Genomic DNA, 17671 nt, shown 5'->3' on the forward strand with positions numbered 1-17671 from the left:
TCGAGAATTAAAAAAAAAATAAGGATAAGATGAATGCCAAAAAAAAAACGATTTAATTTGTGTTGGTGGAGGAATTATGAGTGCAACTCTAGCGCTGATAACAAAACTTCTAAAACCAGAAATGAATATTTTAATTTTAGAACGTTTAGATAAAGTAGCACAAGAGAGTTCTACTGCTTGGAATAATGCAGGAACTGGTCATTCTGCTCTGTGTGAATTAAATTATAGCCAGGAAGAAGACGGAACAATTTCTATAAAAAAAGCCATCGATATTTGTACACAATATAAAACTTCGAAACAGTTTTGGTCTTATTTAGTATGTGAAAGGGGGACTTAAAAATCCTGATGAATTTATTACAACAGTAAAACACCATCGTTGGGTTTTATGAAAAGAAAATGCCGATTATTTAGAAAATAGATTTCATGCAATGAAAGAGCATTTTATGTTCGATGCTATAGAGTTTACAAGAGAAGCTAGCAAAATGAAAGCGTGGTTTCCTTTAATTGCAAAAGATAGAACGGAAGATGAAATTATGGCGGCTTCTAGAATGAATAGAGGTACAGAAATGAACTATGGTGCGTTAACAGAAAAATTATTTGCTATTTTAGAAAACGATTTTGATACGCCAGTGCATTGTAATATGGAGGTGTTGGATGTAGATCCGGATACAGATTTAGATTGGACAGTAGAAGTAAGGGATTTAAAAACGAAAGAGGAACATCAACTAGAAGCAGCCCATGTTTTTATAGGTGCAGGAGGTGGAAGTTTGTTGTTATTACAGAAAGTAGAAATTGAAGAAAAAGAAGGCTACGGTGGTTTTCCTGTAAGTGGAGAATGGTTGGTTTGTACCAATGAAGAAATTATTAAACAACACAACGCAAAAGTATATAGCAAAGCAGGAGTTAGAGACCCGCCAATGTCTACGCCACATTTAGATACGCGTTATATTGATGGGAAACGTCAGTTAATGTTTGATCCTTTTGCAGGATTTAGCCCGAAATTTTTAAAAGAAGGTTCTAGTTTAGATTTATTTAAATCGATAAAAATTGATAATATTCCTGCTATGTTGGGCGCTTTTTGGCACAATTTACCATTAACTAAATATTTAATAGAGCAAGTTTTAATGAGTAGAGAGGACAGAATGGATTCTTTACGCACCTTTGTCAAAAATGCTAAAAGTGAAGATTGGGAAATTATGATTGCAGGCTAAAGAGTTCAAATTATTAAAAAAGATGCATTTGAAGGTGGGAAGTTAGAATTTGGAACCGAAGTAATTTCTAGCAAATACGGGGCTATTACATGTTTTTTAGGCGCCTCACCAGGCGCTTCTACAGCAACATCTATTATGTTAGAAGTTGTAGAGAAAGCATTTCCAGAATTGATGAATTCACAAAAAGGGGAAGAAAAACTAAAAAAAATAGTGCCTTTTTATAAGGCAGAAATAACCAAAGAATTGTTTGAAGTAGAGTTAGAGAAGAGTCATATCTCTTTGGATTTGTAACCACTAATATTACTAAAATTATAAATCTTAAATTAAATTTTAAGTTTTTTTTATTTTGATAGACAACCTTTTTAAAACTTCTGTAGTCTCTATATTTGTAAGGCATTAAAAACTGAAACAAGAGGCTTGAAAATTATACCATTGCAGAATAAACAAAAATTGCTCTTAAATAAAGCGATTGACAACAATAGGGAAGCGCAACAACAATTGTTCGAGCAGCATTCACCTAAAATGTTGGGAGTTTGTAGGCAATATGTTAAAGATTTGCATCACGCAGAAGACTTGTTATTAACAGGTTTCTTAAAGGTTTTTACCAATTTACACAGATTTAAACACGAAGGTAGTTTTGAAGGTTGGATTCGCAGAATTATGGTGAATACTTGCATTTCTTATCTCCGGAAAAAGAATTTAGTCGATTTGTCTGATGAAGAGTATGTTTTTAACGATGCAGCCACAGAAAGTTTAGAAAACACTTCTGTAGAGGATATTCAAAAATTGATAGATAAATTACCAGACGGTTACAAAATGGTATTTAATTTATTCGCCATAGAAGGGTTTAAACATTCAGAAATAGCAGCCCAATTAGGTGTTTCTGAAAGTACATCGAAATCGCAATTATTTAAAGCACGTAAGTTATTGCAAGCAAATTATTACAAAATGAATAAGACAATTCATGAAAATAAATAAGTTAGACAACAACATAAAAGAGAAGTTCGCTAATAGAACTTTAGAACCATCGGTTTCTGCTTGGGAACGTTTGTCTGTACAATTAGACAACCAACCAAAGCAAAAAAAGAAAGGTTGGTTTCTTTATATAGGCTACGCAGCAAGTATTTTGGCATTAGTTTCAATAGGGGTTTATACCTTTTCTAGTGATAAAAAAAATACAAACCCGAAAGAGGTTATTGTAGAAGGAGTTGTTGATACAATTCAAGTACTAAATAAAATTGAAGAACACTTTAATGAAATTCCTGTTGAAAGAGCAATTGTAGAAAAAGAGGTCATCAATAAAGAGGACAACAAAGTTGAAAATAAACAAGAAAAAAAGGCAATTGCGTATAGAAAGGCAATAATAATTCCGACAAAGGAGGATTCTGTAGAGTTGAATAAAAATTTAAGAATCTCTAGGAACATAGATAAAGGTATTAGTAAAAAAACTGAGAAAATTTCAACTCTAAATAAAGAAATTAATACTAGTAGAATTAAAGTGAGCGCAGAAGCTTTGTTATTTGCGGTTACAAATGCACCCGAAGAAGAAAGTAAACCTTACATGAAGAATAATGTAAGTAGCGCAGTTCTTTTAGAGACGATTAAAATAGAACTTAAAAAATCGAATTTAAAAGTGAATCCAGAAACCATTTTAGCAGAAGTAAAACGTACTATAAGTGATGATGATTTTCAGAATAATTTTTTAAAATCGTTAAAGAAAAAAATAACTAATATTGCCACTGCAATTGCCAGTAGAAATGATTAATTCTAATTGTAGTAAAAAAGATAAAAAAAGTCAAAATTATAAAAGATGAAAAAAATTACATTACTATTTCTTTTGTTGGTTACCATCGCAACAACATCTCAAGAAAAAAGAACCTTCGAAAAAGAAGTGATAAAGATTTCTAACAGAATAGAAATGATTACCAAAAATGAAAAAGATTCTTTAAAAGCAAAAGTAATTGCAATTGATAAGAAACTTAAAAAAGGAGAAATCACAAAAAATACAGCGGAAACTTTAAAGAAAGAAATTGCTAGTTATCATGCCAAACAAATAGAAATTAAAGTGAGTGAACAAGAACGCTTGTTACAGCTTTTAGTTCAAGAAAAAACAGATGGTAAAATTGAAAGCTCTACAGATAGTGATTTAAATAACGGTGAAGTGAGAACATTTAAAGTAGGAAACAAAACATTTAAATTTACTGTAAAGGAAGAAGATAAAGCTGCTGTAAAAAGTAGAAATGAAAAAAGATGGAGAAAAAATGGTAAAAGCAATAGAAAAACTACGAGTCAGTTTGTATTTGCATTAGGGGTTAATAATGTTTTGCAAGATCATAAAATAAGTTCTTTAAGTGATTCTGATTACAAGGTATGGGCTTCTCATTTTTATGAATTAGGTTTTACTTGGAAAACCAGGTTTAGCAGAAAAGCATCCAACTTATATTTTAAGTATGGTTTGTCTTTTCTTTGGAACAATTTGCGCTTAGAAGATAATCAGCAACATGTTAAGAATGGAGATAGAACAGAGTTAGAAGTATATCCTCATAATCTAATAGAAAGTAGATTGCGTCATGCACAAGTGACTTTTCCTTTACATTTAGAGTGGGATTTTTCTAAAAACAAAAAATACAAAGATGGTTTTATATATGATAGAACAAATAGGTCTTTACGAGTTGGCTTTGGTGGTTTTGTAGGTTTTAAACTTGGTACTAGGCAATATTTAGAATACGAAGATGCCAGGAACGTAGAAGTTAAAGAAGTTCAATTTAATAACTTTAATATGAACACGATTAACTACGGGGTAAGTGCTTATGTTGGGTATCAATCTACAAGTTTGTATGTAAAGTATGATTTAAATCCGCTTTTTAAAGATACAGATATTAGAAATATTTCTATGGGAATTCGTTTAGATTTAAATTAATTGAAGGGGCATTTTAATAATAAAAAGGTGGTTAATGCGATTTTTTTTTGGAGAGAAAATAATTTTTTAAATTATTAAAAAGATTTATTGGTCTTATATAGATTTAAGTAATAAAAAGTTACTATCTTTGCAGCCTTAAAAATAAACAATAAATATTTAATTTATGAATCATTACGAAACTGTTTTCATTTTGAATCCCGTTTTATCTGATACTCAGATAAAGGAGACAGTACAAAAGTTTAACGACTATTTGGTTTCTAGAGGTGCCGAAATGATTTCTAAAGAAGATTGGGGCTTGAAAAAGTTAGCATATCCAATTCAAAAAAAGAAAAGTGGTTTTTATCACTTATTTGAGTACAAAGTTGCTGGAGAAGAGATTTCTGCATTTGAGTTAGAATTTAGAAGAGATGATAGCGTTATGCGTTACCTTTCTGTTAGATTAGACAAACATGCTGCTGCTTGGGCAAAAGTTAGAACTGAACGTGTTAAATCTACTAAAAAATAAGAAATGGCATCAATAGAGCAACAAGCAAAAGGTGGTAAATCTGCTGACGTTAGATATTTAACGCCATTAGATATAGACACAAAGAAAGAAGCAAAATACTGTAGATTTAAGAAGAAAGGTATCAAGTATATCGATTATAAAGATGCAGACTTCTTAATGTATTTAGTAAACGAACAAGGTAAAATTTTACCAAGACGTTTAACAGGAACTTCATTAAAATATCAACGTAAAGTTGCGCAAGCAATTAAAAGATGTCGTCATTTGGCATTAATGCCTTACGTTGGAGATTTGTTAAAATAATAAAGACGTAGAACATGGAACTTATATTAAGACAAGACGTAGAAAATTTAGGATTTAAAGATGATGTTGTAGCTGTGAAAAACGGTTATGGTAGAAATTTTTTAATCCCTACAGGAAAAGCATCTTTGGCTACTTCATCTGCAAGGAAAGTTTTAGCAGAGAATTTAAAACAAAGAGCTTATAAAGAAGCTAAATTAATTGAAGACGCTACTGAAATAGCAGAAACAGTTAAAGGATATGACATTAAGATTGCATCTAAAGTTGGTTCAGGAGACAAATTATTTGGTTCTGTAAACAATATTGATTTAGCTGCAGCATTGGCAAAAGCAGGAACAGATTTAGATAAGAAATTTATCAAAGTTGTTGGTGGTTCTGTTAAAAGATTAGGTAAATACGAAGCTGCTGTAAGATTACACAGAGCGGTAGTTGCTGATATTACTTTTGAAGTTGTTGCTGAATAGTAACTTACTTTAATATTTTACAAAAAGCTCGTTAGAAATAACGAGCTTTTTTTATTTTTGACCTTTAATTTATAGAAATGAAATACAGACAACTTACCAAAGAACAGTTCGAAAGTTTACACGAAGATTTTGCACGATTTTTAGCAACCCAAAGTATCGATGCAAAAGAATGGAAACAAATTAAAGAAGAAACACCAAAAGTGGCAGAAGATGAAATGAATGTTTTTTCTGATGTTGTTTGGGATGATGTTTTAACAAAAACGGCGTATGTAGAACATTTTTCTAAAACATCTGTAAATTTATTTAAATGCGATGCCGAAGAAATTCATAGAATTGCTATAAAAATAACTTGGGATATTAATTTACTAGAACAGAAAGGTTTTGAGTGGTTAATGCAAAATCCTATGGATAATTCTGTTGAAATTTTTAAAGGAACCAAACCTTATAATAATGACGAAAGAAATATCGAAATTTTCGACTTGATAGAAAAAGGAAGTTCAATTTCTAAAGGAGAAATTTTTGAGTATTTTAATCAATTGGTTTCTTAGATATTATCGAATAATTTGTTTTTTACCATTCATCTATATTTTTTTGTATCTTGTCTACACTTTAATTTATTTAATCAGGTTTAGAAATTAAACTTCTATTATTAGTTTATTTTCGTATCTAGTAAAAGTGAAAATCTAATTATGGGAAGACAGCTTAACGTATTATTGATAGAAGATAATTTAATAGAAATAATGAAAATGAAAAGAACACTTTCATTATTAGAATTAAAGCATACTATTAATGTAGCTAACAATGGAGAAGAGGCTTTAGAAGTTTTAGAAGATAAAAGTAAATTTCCTGATTTAATTTTATTAGATTTAAACATGCCAAAAGTTAGTGGAATAGAATTTTTAACGATTTTAAAAAATAACGATGCTATAAAACACATTCCTACAGTTATATTAACAACTTCAGACAATCAAAAAGATTTAGAAGAGTGTTATAGAATAGGAGTCTCTGGTTATATTTTGAAACCATTAAAATATGATGATTACGTTAAAAAAATTGAAAGTGTTATGTCTTATTGGAGCATTAATGAATTGAAAAAATATTAAATATGAAAGGTATTGTTTTTACCGAATTATTAGACTTAGTAGAAGAAAAGTTTGGTTTAGAAATGGTAGATGAGATTATTTCTAAATCAGACTTAGAATCTGAAGGGATTTATACTTCAATAGGAACTTACAGTTTTTCTGAAATGTTGCAATTATTGCAGCATTTGAGTCAAAACACTGGTATTTCAATAGATAATTTGTTACTAGTTTATGCAGAACATTTTTTTGGTGTTATAGAAAAAAGTTACCCAGGTTTATTAGCAACTTATAAAGATCCTATAGAAATGATATCTTCTATAGAAGATCATATTCATGTAGAAGTAAGAAAAATATACCCAGATGCAGAATTACCTACATTTATAGTAGAAGAAAAAACAGCAAACTCATTAGTTTTAAACTATAAGTCTAGCAGAGCAATGCATCACTTTGGTTTGGGATTAATGAATAAAACTTTCGAACATTTTAATTCAACAGCAACTATTGTGTTAGAAAAAATAAAAGAAGACGGTACAGAAGTGAAGTTTATCATTAATAAAAATTAATGAGCCAAGAAAGAATAGACATATTAGAAAGAAGTTTAAAAAGAGAAAAAGCAGCAAGAAAAGCAGCAGAAAAAATATTAGAAGATAAATCTAGAGATTTATACTTTATAACTGATAAATTAAAGAAAACAAACTTTAAGTTAGAGAGTCTTTTAGGTGAAAAGTCAGCTCAATTAGAAGGGGTTTTTGAAAATATTGTTGATGCATTTGTTGTGATCGATCTTGGAGGCAATGTTATTAAATTTAACGACGCCGCTACTCATCTTTTTGGCTATGATATAGATATAGAGCCTTTAAATGTTATGAACTTAATATATAAAGAAGATATGCAATACGCTCTATCTTCTTTTTTTGATTTACAGACAAAAGGTTTTTTTAAGAATTACGAAGCTAGAATTTATACAAAGTCTAAACAAATTAAATTGGTACATATAAATGCTAGTGTAATTTATGACAAAGATAAAAAACCAATTGCAGCGCAGGGCATTGTTAGAGATATAACAGAACAAAGAGCCTTAGATCAAAAGTTAATGGAGTCTAAGAATATGTTAGCAGCACTTGTTTTAAATCTAAATAGTGGTGTTGTTTTAGAAGATGAAAATCGAAAAATAATTTCATCTAATACTAGGTTTTGCGAATTATTTCAAATAGATGCTAAGCCAAATGATTTATTAGGAATGGATTGTGGCTTGGCATCCGAACAGCATAAATTTTTATTTAAAGATTCATTGTCTTTTGTTCAAAGAATGAACCAAATAGTTGAAGGTAAGATTGCTGTTTTTGGAGATCAATTAGAAATGATAGATGGTAAAATTCTTGAAAGAAACTACACACCTATAATTATTGATGGAAAGACGAAAGGCTATTTGTGGACGTTTAGAGATATAACGCTAGAAAAAAAATATAACTTAAGTTTAGAAGCACAAAAAGCAAAGTATAGTAATATCATTGCCAATATGAATTTAGGCTTGGTAGAAGTAAACACAAATGATGAAATTTTGATGGTGAATCAGAGTTTTTCTGAAATGTCTGGTTACAAAAAAGAAGAATTATTAGGAAAAAAGGTTGGAGAAATTTTTCCGATAGATGCAGATAAAGAAATTATTATTAATAATAATTTAGATAAGAGAGAAGGGAAAGACAGTTCTTACCAATTAAGAATTAAGAATAAAAATGGAGACCTAAGATATTGGTTAATAAGTGGTGCACCTAATTATAATCTAAAAGAAGAAGAAATAGGTTCTGTAGGTATTTACTTAGATATTACAGAGTTTAAAATATTACAATTACAGAAAGAAAGTATTTTAAAAGAATTAGAAAAAAGCAACAATCAATTGCATGAATATGCCCATATTGTTTCTCATGATTTAAAATCTCCACTAAGAAGTATAAATGCTTTAGTTTCTTGGATTAAAACAGACAATGAAGGAACATTTGATGAGATGACACTTGAAAACTTCGAATTAATAGACACAACATTAGAAACGATGGAGACGTTAATTTCTAATGTTTTAGAATATTCTAGTGCTGGCTCTATTACACAAGAAGAAGAGGAAATAGACTTGAATAATACCTTGTGTGATTTGAAAAAGATCTTATTTATTCCAGAAAACATATCTGTTAATGTTTTAAATAAATTGCCTTTAATTAAAGGAGATAAAACAAAGTTTCAGCAATTATTTCAAAATTTTATAAGCAATGCTATTAAATTCTGTGATAAAGAAATAGGAATTATAGAAATAGATTATTGTGATAAAAATACTTTTCATCAATTCTCTATAAAGGATAACGGTATTGGTATTGAAAAAAAATACCACGAAAAAATATTTCAAATTTTTCATTCACTAAATAAAAGAAAAGATTCAACAGGAATAGGATTGTCTATTGTTAAAAAAATAATTGACTTGCATGAAGGGAATATTTGGTTAGAAAGTGAACCTAACGTTGGTACAACATTTTATTTTACAATTAAAAAAACTAAATGAAAATAGTACAATTAAAGAGAGGAAAAGGAGAAGATTGGGAGTACCTAAGTAAAAAGTTAACTTTAAAAAAGCCTTTAGTTTTGGTTTTTGGTAATAGATATTTGCTAGAAAATAGTGAGATTTATAACGAAATAAAGGACCTTTTTAAAGATGGTGAAATAATATTTGGATCAACCTCAGGAGACATCACATCAAAATCTGTAGATGATAATTGTATTACAATAACTGCAATCGAGTTTGAAAGAAGTTCTTTTCTTGTAAAAACATCAAATATTTTAAAAAGCAAAGAGAAATTAGATAGCTTTAAAGCTGGTAAAGATTTAATAAAACAATTTCCACAAGAGGGTTTAAAGCATGTTTTTATAATCTCTGAAGGAAGTTTTATAAACGGAAGCCAATTGTCTAAAGGCATGAACGCTGCTACTGACAATAATTTACTAATTACAGGTGCTTTATGTGGAGATGCAGCTAGGTTTGAAAAAACAATTTCTTCTTACAATGAAAATCCTAAACAAGGAGAAATTATAGCGATAGGTTTGTATGGAGAAACATTAGAGGTTTCATTTTCAATTAACGGAGGTTGGACACCTTTTGGACCAGAAAGAACGGTCACAAAATCTAAAGACAATATACTTTTCGAGCTAGACGATAAACCAGCGTTAGATTTATATAAAAAATATTTAGGTGATAAATCTAAAGAATTACCAGGAGCAGCACTGTTGTACCCTTTAAAAGTAAAATCTACAAATGAAAAACAATCTATTGTAAGAACAATATTAAATATAAATGAAGAAGAAAACTCTATGATATTGGCTGGTGATATTTTAGAAAACTCTAAGGTTCAGTTGATGATGACAAATGTAGATAATATTGTAGATGCAGCACAATTTGCAGCAGAATCTGCCTTAGAATTTCGAACTAAAAAACCAGAATTAGCAATCTTAGTAAGTTGTATTGGTAGGAAGTTAGTTTTAGACCAAAGAGTAGAAGAAGAAGTTGAAGAAGTAATGGAAGTTGTTGGAGATACTACCACAATATGTGGTTTGTATTCTTATGGAGAGATTGCTCCATTTCATGGCGAAAATAATTGTCAGTTACACAACCAAACAATGACAATTACATTAATTAGCGAATAATGAATTCACTTTTAAAAAGACAAATAAGAAAATTTCTGCCAAAAGAATTGCACTCTAATAAAGATTTAGAGAAATTTCTAGATGCTATTGATAGGTCTTATACAACCTCAGAAGAACAATTCGGTATGCTTCAAAGAGCTACTGCAATTAGTTCTGAAGAACTTTTTAGGGCTAATAATAGATTAAAAGAAGAATCTAACTCTCAAAAGCTAGTGATCGATAAATTAGAAAGTGTAATCGATAAGATACAGTCCTTTAATTTGTTAGGTGATAGACCAGAAGAAAATACAGACTCTTTAAAATTAGTTGATTTTATAGACAATCAAACAAGAGAAATAATAAAAGTAAATCAACAGAAAGACAAACTTTTAAAAAGTTTAGAGCTACAAAACCAAGAGTTAAATGATTATGCGCACATGGTTTCTCATGATTTAAAGTCACCTTTACAAAGTATAGAAGCCTTGATAAGTTGGATTCAAGAAGATTATAAAAATCTTTTAGATGCTTCAGGAAATGAGAATTTACAACTTATAAGAGATAATGTAGAAAAAATGGATACATTAGTAAAAGGAATTTTAGAATATGCTACAATTAGAAAAATTGAAAATAAATATTATAATGTTGATTTAGAAAAGTTAGTTGATACTATTTTAAAAAAATTAATTACAACCAATAATATCAAAGTAGTAATACCAAAAAAACTACCAACAATAAAAGGAGATAATTATAGACTAGAAAAGCTTTTTTATCATATTTTACAGAATGCAATAAGGTATAATGAGAAGGAGATTGCAGTAGTAGAAATAGGCTTTGAAGAAGAAAGTAAGTATTGGAATTTCTTTGTTAAAGATAATGGGAATGGAATAGAAGAAAAGTATTTTGATAAAGTTTTTGAAGCTTTTCAAAAATTAGAAAACGAAAATACATCTACAGGTTTAGGGTTGTCTTTAGTGAAGAAAGTTATTGATGTTTATAAAGGAAAAATTTGGATAGAATCTAGCCCCAATTTAGGAACTACTTTTTATTTTAGTTTAAAAAAATAAGTATGGAACAGCCAAATTTAGAATATATAAATCAACTAGCAAGAGGAGACGAGTCTATTAAAAATGAGTTAATTGATGTAATAAAAACAGAGTTTCCAGAAGAAAAAAAAGACTACTATAATAGCTTAGAAAGCAAAGAATATAAAAGAATTGAGGAAAATGTTCATAAACTTAAACATAAAATCAGTATTTTAGGGCTTGAAAAAAGTTATGAAATAGCGAATGAGTTTGAACACAATCTTCGAGAACTAAGTTTAGATAGAAAAGAGGATTTTGATGAAATTTTAATAGCAATTTCAGACTATATAGAAATTATATAAGTCTCCTTATGAATTGTATTATTATTGATGATGAAAAAATGGCTAGGGTCATTCTAAAAACCTTGTGCAATGAAATAGATTCTTTAAACCTTTTAGAAGAATTTTCTAATGCGATAGATGCAATAAAGTACTTAAACGAAAACAAAGTAGACTTAATCTTTTTGGATATTCATATGCCAAATTTTAGTGGCTTAGATTTTATTAGAAGCTTAAAAAACCCACCAAAAATAATATTAACAACTTCAGATCCAAAATTTGCAATAGAAGCTTTTGAATATGATTTTATAGTAGATTATCTTTTAAAACCATTAGCGTTACCTCGTTTTAAGAAAGCAATTGACAAAGCCGAGGCTAAAGAATTAAAGGCGGCTTCAAGTACTATTAATAATAATTTTAGTAAGAATGAGGTTGATAATGACTTCTATGTAAACATAGACAGACGTTTAATAAAAATAGATTTACCAAGTATTTATTTAATAGAAGCAAAAGGAGATTATATAAAAATAAAAACAGATCACAAAGACTATACAGTGCATTCAACCCTAAAAAAGATAGAAGGAAAACTACCAGGTTCTTTATTCTTAAAAATTCATCGTTCTTATATAATCAATATTAAAAAGATTATAGATATTGAAGATAATAGTGTTTTGATAATGAAAGATGTAATTCCTGTAAGCAGATCTAAACGACCAGAATTAATGAAACGTTTAGATTTACTTTAATATTTGGTCTACATTAAACCTGCATTTGGTCTATAGTTAAAGTGTCGGTGACGAACACGTATAACCTTAACTAATTTATTGAGTATCTTTGCGGTATAAAAACCACATCATGAAAAAATTTCTACTCATTTTACTTTCGACAGCAATTACATCGATAAATGCGCAAAAGAACCAATCATTTGGAAATACATACGATCGTAGTACTTTAGAAACAACTGAGATTGATTTTGGTTCAGTAGCGAACTTCATACTTTTTACAGGAGCAGGAGCGGTAGCTAATACGGGTGTTTCTACACTTACTGGTGATGTTGGTTCTAATGTAGGAGCGATTGCTGGTTTTGGGGCACCTTCGGTCTTAAACGGAACTGTAGAAAGTGCCAACGCAATTACTGCACAAGCTAAAACAGATTTATCTGCAGCTTGCGTTCAACTTCAAAATATACCAGCAACAATAACAGATCACGGTGGCATTTTTGGTAGTATAAACGGGGAAACCATTTACCCTGGTGTTTATGCTGTTGCTGCAGCCGTAGCCATTACAGGTACTTTAACATTAGATGCCCAAGGAGATCCTAATGCGATGTTTATTTTTAAAATTACAGGAGCGCTTACCTCAGTAGCTGGTACAAAGGTAATATTGGCTAATGGTGCATCATCTGATAATGTTTATTGGATTGCTGTTGGTGCTGTTGCTTTGGCAGCAAATACAACAATGATAGGAACTGCTATTGGATATCCAGGAGCAGTTTCATTGGGAGCTGGAGGTGTTTTAGATGGGAGATTATATGCTACTGTGGGTGCCGTTGCTATTAATAGCACATTAGGCGCAGTTCCGGTAACAATACCTTCTTATAATTATCTTGGAGAATATACTTCAAATGGTACGCCACTTTATTTAGAAAACCCCAGTGATGTTATTTCTGTAGAAACTCAAGAAATGATAAGTAATTCACTTCCAGAAAGCTATCCCGTTCCAGACTACAACCCACAATACATTACCTCTGGTTATGATACAGATATTAAAATTGATGCACATGCAGATGTTTGGGTAACATTTGTGAAAGAAGGAGCTGGTTATAAAAATGTTCTAGGCTATTATACATATGACTTAGATAGCCCAAAAAACATAGCCCCAACAAAAGATGAAATTACAATTATATTTCCGAATGTATCTGCTTTAGGAAGTGGTGGCGGATTGCAAGTTGGTGATAAAGTAAAAATAGGAACCTTTGAGGCCGGAACAGGAATTGGTTGGGTGTTGTTAGCAAATGCATGGAGTTCAAATGAGCAAACTGTAGGAGATGGTCTTTGGAAACTATATTCGAATCCTAATTTTAATCCAGAAAGTAATAAAGCTTTAAAATATCACAATGTATTACTTGCAGATCCAGAAAATGAAAGAATTATTCTTGGGTTTGAAGACATTAGAAGAGATAACCCTTCTTGTGATCAAGATTTTAATGATGCTATTTTTTATGTAACCGCGAATCCTTATGAAGCAATTAATACCAATAATTTTGCAGATATAGCAGAAGCTAATGTTGTTACTTCAGCTAATGATGGTGGCTTAGAAAGTAATGGTGATCTAGCAAGTTTAATAGCAAAAAGAAATTTTAAGAGAGATAAAGAAGGAAACTCATTCAACAAAAAAGATGCACAATCAAAATTTAGTAAAACACAATTAAAAAGTAAAACAAATACAAGTTCTTTAATAGATTATTTACCAGAAACAGGTATGTATAAAACAGAAACGGCAAAGGTTTCTAGTCCCACAGATTTATTAGGAATAACAAATGCGAAAGAAATATTCTCAGTAGATTACTATCAAGGAGAAAAAAGAATCTCTGCAGTCTTAGCAACAACAACGGAAGGGACCATTTATGACCATTCAAAAATTATTTGTGATAGATTGAATAACTCTAGTTTAGAAGATATAAGAACAGTAGAGACAAGAGGGCATCAAATTATTAGTTCTAAAATAAAAAGAGCAACAGGAGAAATAGAATATAGTTTAAGTTTTTCTGTTAAGGTAGATGGTACTGAAAATGAATTGTTTAGTTTTTGGAATATAGATCAATATCCGATAGGTAATTATCAGAATTTTCAAATTTGGGGAAGTTCATTCTCACAAGTATTTTCTATAGCAAATTTTATTATAGATAAACACATCAATCAGACTGGATTAATAAGTAATAAAGTTGCCTCTGTATTGCCAAATGTATTTGTAAAATCGGGTTCTTATTCTAATGGAGTTCTTAAGTTAAACATTGTCAATAAAACAAAAGAAACAGCTATTCTTTTTGATGGTAACATTGCACAAACAGAAGTATCAAAACATAACAATGTTAAAAGTACTTTTTCATTATCTGGTAATTATAATGAAGTTCTATACATAGAAACAGGGGTGTTATTTGATATTGGTTTCTCTTTACAGACCAGTAATTCTGCTCAAAAAGATGCTTTATATCTTGCAGATGGTCCTTGGGGTTTAGATTATTTAAAAGAATTTGCTACTGTAGATGAGTTTAAAATTGAAGTAGGAGAAAGAGCATATGCAGATGATGTTTATGAAGTAGATAGAAGTGCAAGTGCTACAGGTGAAGTAAAAGGAAATATTAACTTATTTAGACACCTTTTACCAGGAGATCAAACGTTAGATGTTGCAGATTATGATTTTGTAGATTTTTCAATAATGAACAATCAAGCAATTGAAATTGTTATTATGCAAGAAGATGACAGAGCTTGGGAAAACAGATTGCGTTACACAATTGCTGCAAACTCAGAAGAAAAGGTATTTAAGATTGCTTTTAACGACTTTAAGGATGCCGAGGGAACAACAGTTGATATTGCTAATATTAAGACAATTGTGTTCTCTGTAATTGGAGATTATACAAATTACATACCATTTAATATTGCTATAAAAAATTTATCATTTACCTCACAAGCTGTTTTGTCTATGGATCGTTTTTCAACAGAAAAGAAAGCTAAGTTAATGAATTATCCAAATCCGTTTACACAGAGTACAACGATTAAATTACCTGTAAATTCAGAATTTATTCAAATTCAAGTATTCGACGTAATAGGAAGAATTGTAGATTATAAGAAGCTAGACACAGATAATTCTATGAATAAAGTACAATATAATGCTCCAAATCTAAAATCAGGAATTTATAAATACCTTTTGAAAGACGATAAGAACAAATCGCATTCGGGAACTTTTATTGTCAATTAGCCCCAAACCTAAAAGAATGTTAAAGGCAAAAGTTTATTCTTTTGCCTTTATTTTTTGAAAAAAGGTTTTTTAAGAAAAATCCATTTAAAACGCAATCCGAATTCGGTATACGTAAAACCAGCAGAACCAGCAGTTGCAACTGCAGAAGCGATATTACTTTGGGTGCCATAAAAATTTAATAGCGCATATTCGGAGAATTTATACCCCAACTTCGCCTGAATTCTGTACGTACTTTGTTTTTCTTCATCTTCTATATATTGCAAACCAGTAGCCGCAGTTAATGCATAAAACCATTCTTTATTTTTAGCAGCAGTTTCATCTTTTATAATGTTAACAAAAACTTCTATAGCATTAAATTTACTTGGACTAAAATAAATTGTAGGTACTTGGTTTTTAAAAGAAATATTTTGGTAATTCACACCCGCTTTTAAAGCAGGCTTTTCTAAGATATTATAGTAAAGAGAAGTAAATAATAAGTTTCTCGCATTTTCATCACTTTGAAATGTGTAATAATATTGAGTAAACCAACCTAAATTGAAATTAGTATTCAAACTATAATTTAGAATAAGGTTGTTTTGTACTATTTCTCTGTCTAATAATGCCGCATTAAAATTTTGAATATCTCGTTTATAACCCAATTCTAGATTTTGAAGTTTAAAAGGTTTGATATTAATAGAAATGTCTGTTAATAATTGATTGTATTTACTAGTCTCAGAATCTGAAGATGTAACCCCAAAACTTCCTTTTAAGGTAACATTATTTAATAACTGGTAGGAAGCACCTAACAGTAAATTATTTGTTGTTGCCTTTAAATTAGTAACATCATTAGAAGTGACTCTATAGTTATAATTAGCTAAAACTTTAAACTTTGTAGAAAAAGGAATTTCAGCATTAATGTCATATGCATTTGCTTTATTGTCTCCATTATCATAGGAATAAGAAACTTTTGTTTCTACAAAAGGTGTAAAGCTTAAGTCTAATTGTTTTACGAAGTTCATCGCATCTTTCTGGTTTTTATAAAATATTAAGGTGTTTTCTGCACTTTTGTAAGCTTTCTTATAATAACCAGATGCTTTTAAAGTATTTGCCTTCCCTAAGTTGCCATCAAAAGAAGCGCTGTCTTTTTTTAAGATTAGGTTATAATCTTCTAAACTCTTTTTAAAATCACTTTTATAAATATTAAGTGTTGCTCTTAAAGATAACATCCAATTTTCAGGAGCTTTATTATCATCTAAAAGTTTGTCGATTTCCGTTGCTGCTGGTGTATATTTTTTATTCCAAATTAAAGCCTGTATGTATCTTTCTGTTGTTTGATTTTTTAATGTTTCTGTAGTATTTGCATCGATACTTTTCAAAGCTTTTTCACTAATATTTAAAGCAGTTTTGTCATCACCATTTAAATGATACGCTAATGCAATTCCATTTAAAGAAGTCAATTTATTCTCTGTATTTTCTCCAATAAGTTCATAAGTACTTTTAGCCTTATCAATTTGATTAGAAATTAAATATAAATTAGCAAGATTTAATAATGTTTCTTTATCATTCTTAAAGGTTTCTAAATTTTCTTTTAGCAATGCTTCTGAAACATTATATTCTTTGGTTTGAATTTTTTTGTTCGCTAAACCTAGTCTCATATATTTTTTAGAAACCAACGCATTAGGATTACCTGGTAAAACTTTTAAAGCTTTGTCTACGTAAACTAAAGCTTCTTCAAACTCTTTTAAATTAGATAGTGTGTTTGCATAACCTAACAATGCAGGAAAACTTTTATCGTTTTCTTCCAATAATATTTTATAATATCCTTTAGCTTTCAAGTAATTTTTACTCCAAAGTAAAGATTCTCCATAATTCAATTTTACCTCAAAATCTGTAGGGTAGTCTTTTAGAAGGTTCGTAAAAATAGTAACAGCTTTTTCAGCATCACCTTTTAAACCAATCGCTCTACCATAACAGAGTCTTGCTGTTTTATTTGTAGGATATTCTTTTAGTATTTCTTTAAAAAAAACTTCTGCTTGTTTGTATTTACCGGTTTCTAAATAGGTAAATCCTTCTTTCATGTCTTGACCAAAGCTGTTCAAACTAAAAAAAATAAGGAACAAAAGAGTAGAATATATTAATTTCATCATTATAGGTGTTTATTGTAAAGGCAAGTTAAGCATTAGTATTTTATCATTTTACTATATAAAGTTGT

General features: G+C 29.7%; 17 protein-coding genes and 1 pseudogene. 17 read left to right on the forward strand and 1 reads right to left on the reverse strand.

The genetic code is table 11. From position 1 onward, the window contains the following. Nucleotides 1-76 precede the first annotated feature (76 nt). From ES045_RS16710 to ES045_RS03645, 17 genes and pseudogenes are all read left to right on the forward strand, one after another. Nucleotides 77-337, forward strand: coding sequence for a malate:quinone oxidoreductase (locus ES045_RS16710; RefSeq protein ID WP_262712856.1), 261 nt, complete (start codon nucleotides 77-79; stop codon nucleotides 335-337). Between the two features lie 106 nt (nucleotides 338-443). After that, nucleotides 444-1502, forward strand: a pseudogene (locus ES045_RS03570) (malate:quinone oxidoreductase). Nucleotides 1503-1628: 126 nt separating this feature from the next. After that, a complete protein-coding gene (locus tag ES045_RS03575; RefSeq protein WP_147112538.1) occupies nucleotides 1629-2189 on the forward strand; it encodes an RNA polymerase sigma factor in 561 nt (186 codons plus the stop codon). Beyond that, nucleotides 2176-2976 (forward strand): hypothetical protein, encoded by an 801-nt coding sequence (locus tag ES045_RS03580; RefSeq protein ID WP_147112543.1) that lies wholly within the window; start codon nucleotides 2176-2178, stop codon nucleotides 2974-2976. Before ES045_RS03575 ends, ES045_RS03580 begins: the two co-directional genes overlap by 14 nt. Nucleotides 2977-3021: 45 nt before the next feature. After that, nucleotides 3022-4131 carry a hypothetical protein gene (locus tag ES045_RS03585; protein WP_147112546.1) on the forward strand — a complete coding sequence of 370 codons (1110 nt, stop codon included), beginning with the start codon at nucleotides 3022-3024 and terminating at the stop codon, nucleotides 4129-4131. Nucleotides 4132-4294: 163 nt separating this feature from the next. Beyond that, nucleotides 4295-4636 (forward strand): 30S ribosomal protein S6, encoded by a 342-nt coding sequence (rpsF, locus tag ES045_RS03590; protein WP_100945396.1) that lies wholly within the window; start codon nucleotides 4295-4297, stop codon nucleotides 4634-4636. A 3-nt stretch (nucleotides 4637-4639) separates the two neighbouring features. Then, on the forward strand, nucleotides 4640-4936 hold the full coding sequence (gene rpsR, locus ES045_RS03595) for a 30S ribosomal protein S18 (RefSeq protein ID WP_100945395.1): 297 nt from the start codon (nucleotides 4640-4642) through the stop codon (nucleotides 4934-4936). Nucleotides 4937-4950: 14 nt separating this feature from the next. Beyond that, nucleotides 4951-5397 (forward strand): 50S ribosomal protein L9, encoded by a 447-nt coding sequence (gene rplI, locus ES045_RS03600; protein WP_147112549.1) that lies wholly within the window; start codon nucleotides 4951-4953, stop codon nucleotides 5395-5397. A gap of 77 nt (nucleotides 5398-5474) precedes the next feature. Further along, nucleotides 5475-5945 (forward strand): DUF6495 family protein, encoded by a 471-nt coding sequence (locus tag ES045_RS03605; RefSeq protein WP_147112552.1) that lies wholly within the window; start codon nucleotides 5475-5477, stop codon nucleotides 5943-5945. Nucleotides 5946-6086: 141 nt separating this feature from the next. Further along, nucleotides 6087-6500 carry a response regulator gene (locus ES045_RS03610; protein ID WP_147112554.1) on the forward strand — a complete coding sequence of 138 codons (414 nt, stop codon included), beginning with the start codon at nucleotides 6087-6089 and terminating at the stop codon, nucleotides 6498-6500. Nucleotides 6501-6502: 2 nt separating this feature from the next. Continuing rightward, the gene (locus tag ES045_RS03615; RefSeq protein WP_147112557.1) at nucleotides 6503-7042 is read left to right on the forward strand and encodes a heme NO-binding domain-containing protein; all 540 of its coding nucleotides are present in this window, start codon (nucleotides 6503-6505) and stop codon (nucleotides 7040-7042) included. Then, the gene (locus tag ES045_RS03620; protein ID WP_147112560.1) at nucleotides 7042-9027 is read left to right on the forward strand and encodes a PAS domain-containing sensor histidine kinase; all 1986 of its coding nucleotides are present in this window, start codon (nucleotides 7042-7044) and stop codon (nucleotides 9025-9027) included. The genes ES045_RS03615 and ES045_RS03620 overlap by 1 nt, the downstream gene beginning before the upstream one ends. Next, complete coding sequence (locus ES045_RS03625) at nucleotides 9024-10163, forward strand: FIST signal transduction protein (protein ID WP_147112563.1); 1140 nt, start codon at nucleotides 9024-9026, stop codon at nucleotides 10161-10163. The genes ES045_RS03620 and ES045_RS03625 overlap by 4 nt, the downstream gene beginning before the upstream one ends. Next, a complete protein-coding gene (locus ES045_RS03630) occupies nucleotides 10163-11206 on the forward strand; it encodes a sensor histidine kinase (RefSeq protein ID WP_147112566.1) in 1044 nt (347 codons plus the stop codon). The genes ES045_RS03625 and ES045_RS03630 overlap by 1 nt, the downstream gene beginning before the upstream one ends. Before the next feature lie 2 nt (nucleotides 11207-11208). Next, complete coding sequence (locus ES045_RS03635) at nucleotides 11209-11526, forward strand: Hpt domain-containing protein (RefSeq protein WP_147112568.1); 318 nt, start codon at nucleotides 11209-11211, stop codon at nucleotides 11524-11526. 8 nt (nucleotides 11527-11534) lie between these two features. Continuing rightward, nucleotides 11535-12248, forward strand: a complete 714-nt coding sequence (locus tag ES045_RS03640; protein WP_147112571.1) for a LytR/AlgR family response regulator transcription factor — start codon at nucleotides 11535-11537, stop codon at nucleotides 12246-12248. Between the two features lie 109 nt (nucleotides 12249-12357). Further along, nucleotides 12358-15480, forward strand: coding sequence for an ice-binding family protein (locus tag ES045_RS03645; protein ID WP_147112574.1), 3123 nt, complete (start codon nucleotides 12358-12360; stop codon nucleotides 15478-15480). Nucleotides 15481-15527: 47 nt separating this feature from the next. On the opposite strand, the gene ES045_RS03650 is transcribed toward ES045_RS03645, so the two are convergent. Beyond that, entirely contained in the window at nucleotides 15528-17603 is a 2076-nt protein-coding gene (locus ES045_RS03650) for a tetratricopeptide repeat protein (RefSeq protein ID WP_147113421.1), read from the reverse strand. Nucleotides 17604-17671 lie beyond the last annotated feature (68 nt).

This window comes from Polaribacter sp. IC073, assembly GCF_007997075.1.
GTDB lineage: Bacteria > Bacteroidota > Bacteroidia > Flavobacteriales > Flavobacteriaceae > Polaribacter.

Excerpts from the sequence above, each read along its gene's own strand:
- ES045_RS03585 (WP_147112546.1), top strand. The coding sequence starts at position 3,022 with ATGAAAAAAATTACATTACTATTTCTTTTGTTGGTTACCATCGCAACA.
- ES045_RS03580 (WP_147112543.1), top strand. The coding sequence starts at position 2,176 with ATGAAAATAAATAAGTTAGACAACAACATAAAAGAGAAGTTCGCTAAT.
- ES045_RS03605 (WP_147112552.1), top strand. The coding sequence starts at position 5,475 with ATGAAATACAGACAACTTACCAAAGAACAGTTCGAAAGTTTACACGAA.
- ES045_RS03615 (WP_147112557.1), top strand. The coding sequence starts at position 6,503 with ATGAAAGGTATTGTTTTTACCGAATTATTAGACTTAGTAGAAGAAAAG.
- rpsF (WP_100945396.1), top strand. The coding sequence starts at position 4,295 with ATGAATCATTACGAAACTGTTTTCATTTTGAATCCCGTTTTATCTGAT.
- ES045_RS03625 (WP_147112563.1), top strand. The coding sequence starts at position 9,024 with ATGAAAATAGTACAATTAAAGAGAGGAAAAGGAGAAGATTGGGAGTAC.
- ES045_RS03645 (WP_147112574.1), top strand. The coding sequence starts at position 12,358 with ATGAAAAAATTTCTACTCATTTTACTTTCGACAGCAATTACATCGATA.
- rplI (WP_147112549.1), top strand. The coding sequence starts at position 4,951 with ATGGAACTTATATTAAGACAAGACGTAGAAAATTTAGGATTTAAAGAT.
- ES045_RS03610 (WP_147112554.1), top strand. The coding sequence starts at position 6,087 with ATGGGAAGACAGCTTAACGTATTATTGATAGAAGATAATTTAATAGAA.
- ES045_RS03620 (WP_147112560.1), top strand. The coding sequence starts at position 7,042 with ATGAGCCAAGAAAGAATAGACATATTAGAAAGAAGTTTAAAAAGAGAA.
- ES045_RS03635 (WP_147112568.1), top strand. The coding sequence starts at position 11,209 with ATGGAACAGCCAAATTTAGAATATATAAATCAACTAGCAAGAGGAGAC.
- ES045_RS03650 (WP_147113421.1), bottom strand. The coding sequence starts at position 17,603 with ATGAAATTAATATATTCTACTCTTTTGTTCCTTATTTTTTTTAGTTTG.
- ES045_RS16710 (WP_262712856.1), top strand. The coding sequence starts at position 77 with ATGAGTGCAACTCTAGCGCTGATAACAAAACTTCTAAAACCAGAAATG.
- rpsR (WP_100945395.1), top strand. The coding sequence starts at position 4,640 with ATGGCATCAATAGAGCAACAAGCAAAAGGTGGTAAATCTGCTGACGTT.
- ES045_RS03630 (WP_147112566.1), top strand. The coding sequence starts at position 10,163 with ATGAATTCACTTTTAAAAAGACAAATAAGAAAATTTCTGCCAAAAGAA.
- ES045_RS03640 (WP_147112571.1), top strand. The coding sequence starts at position 11,535 with ATGAATTGTATTATTATTGATGATGAAAAAATGGCTAGGGTCATTCTA.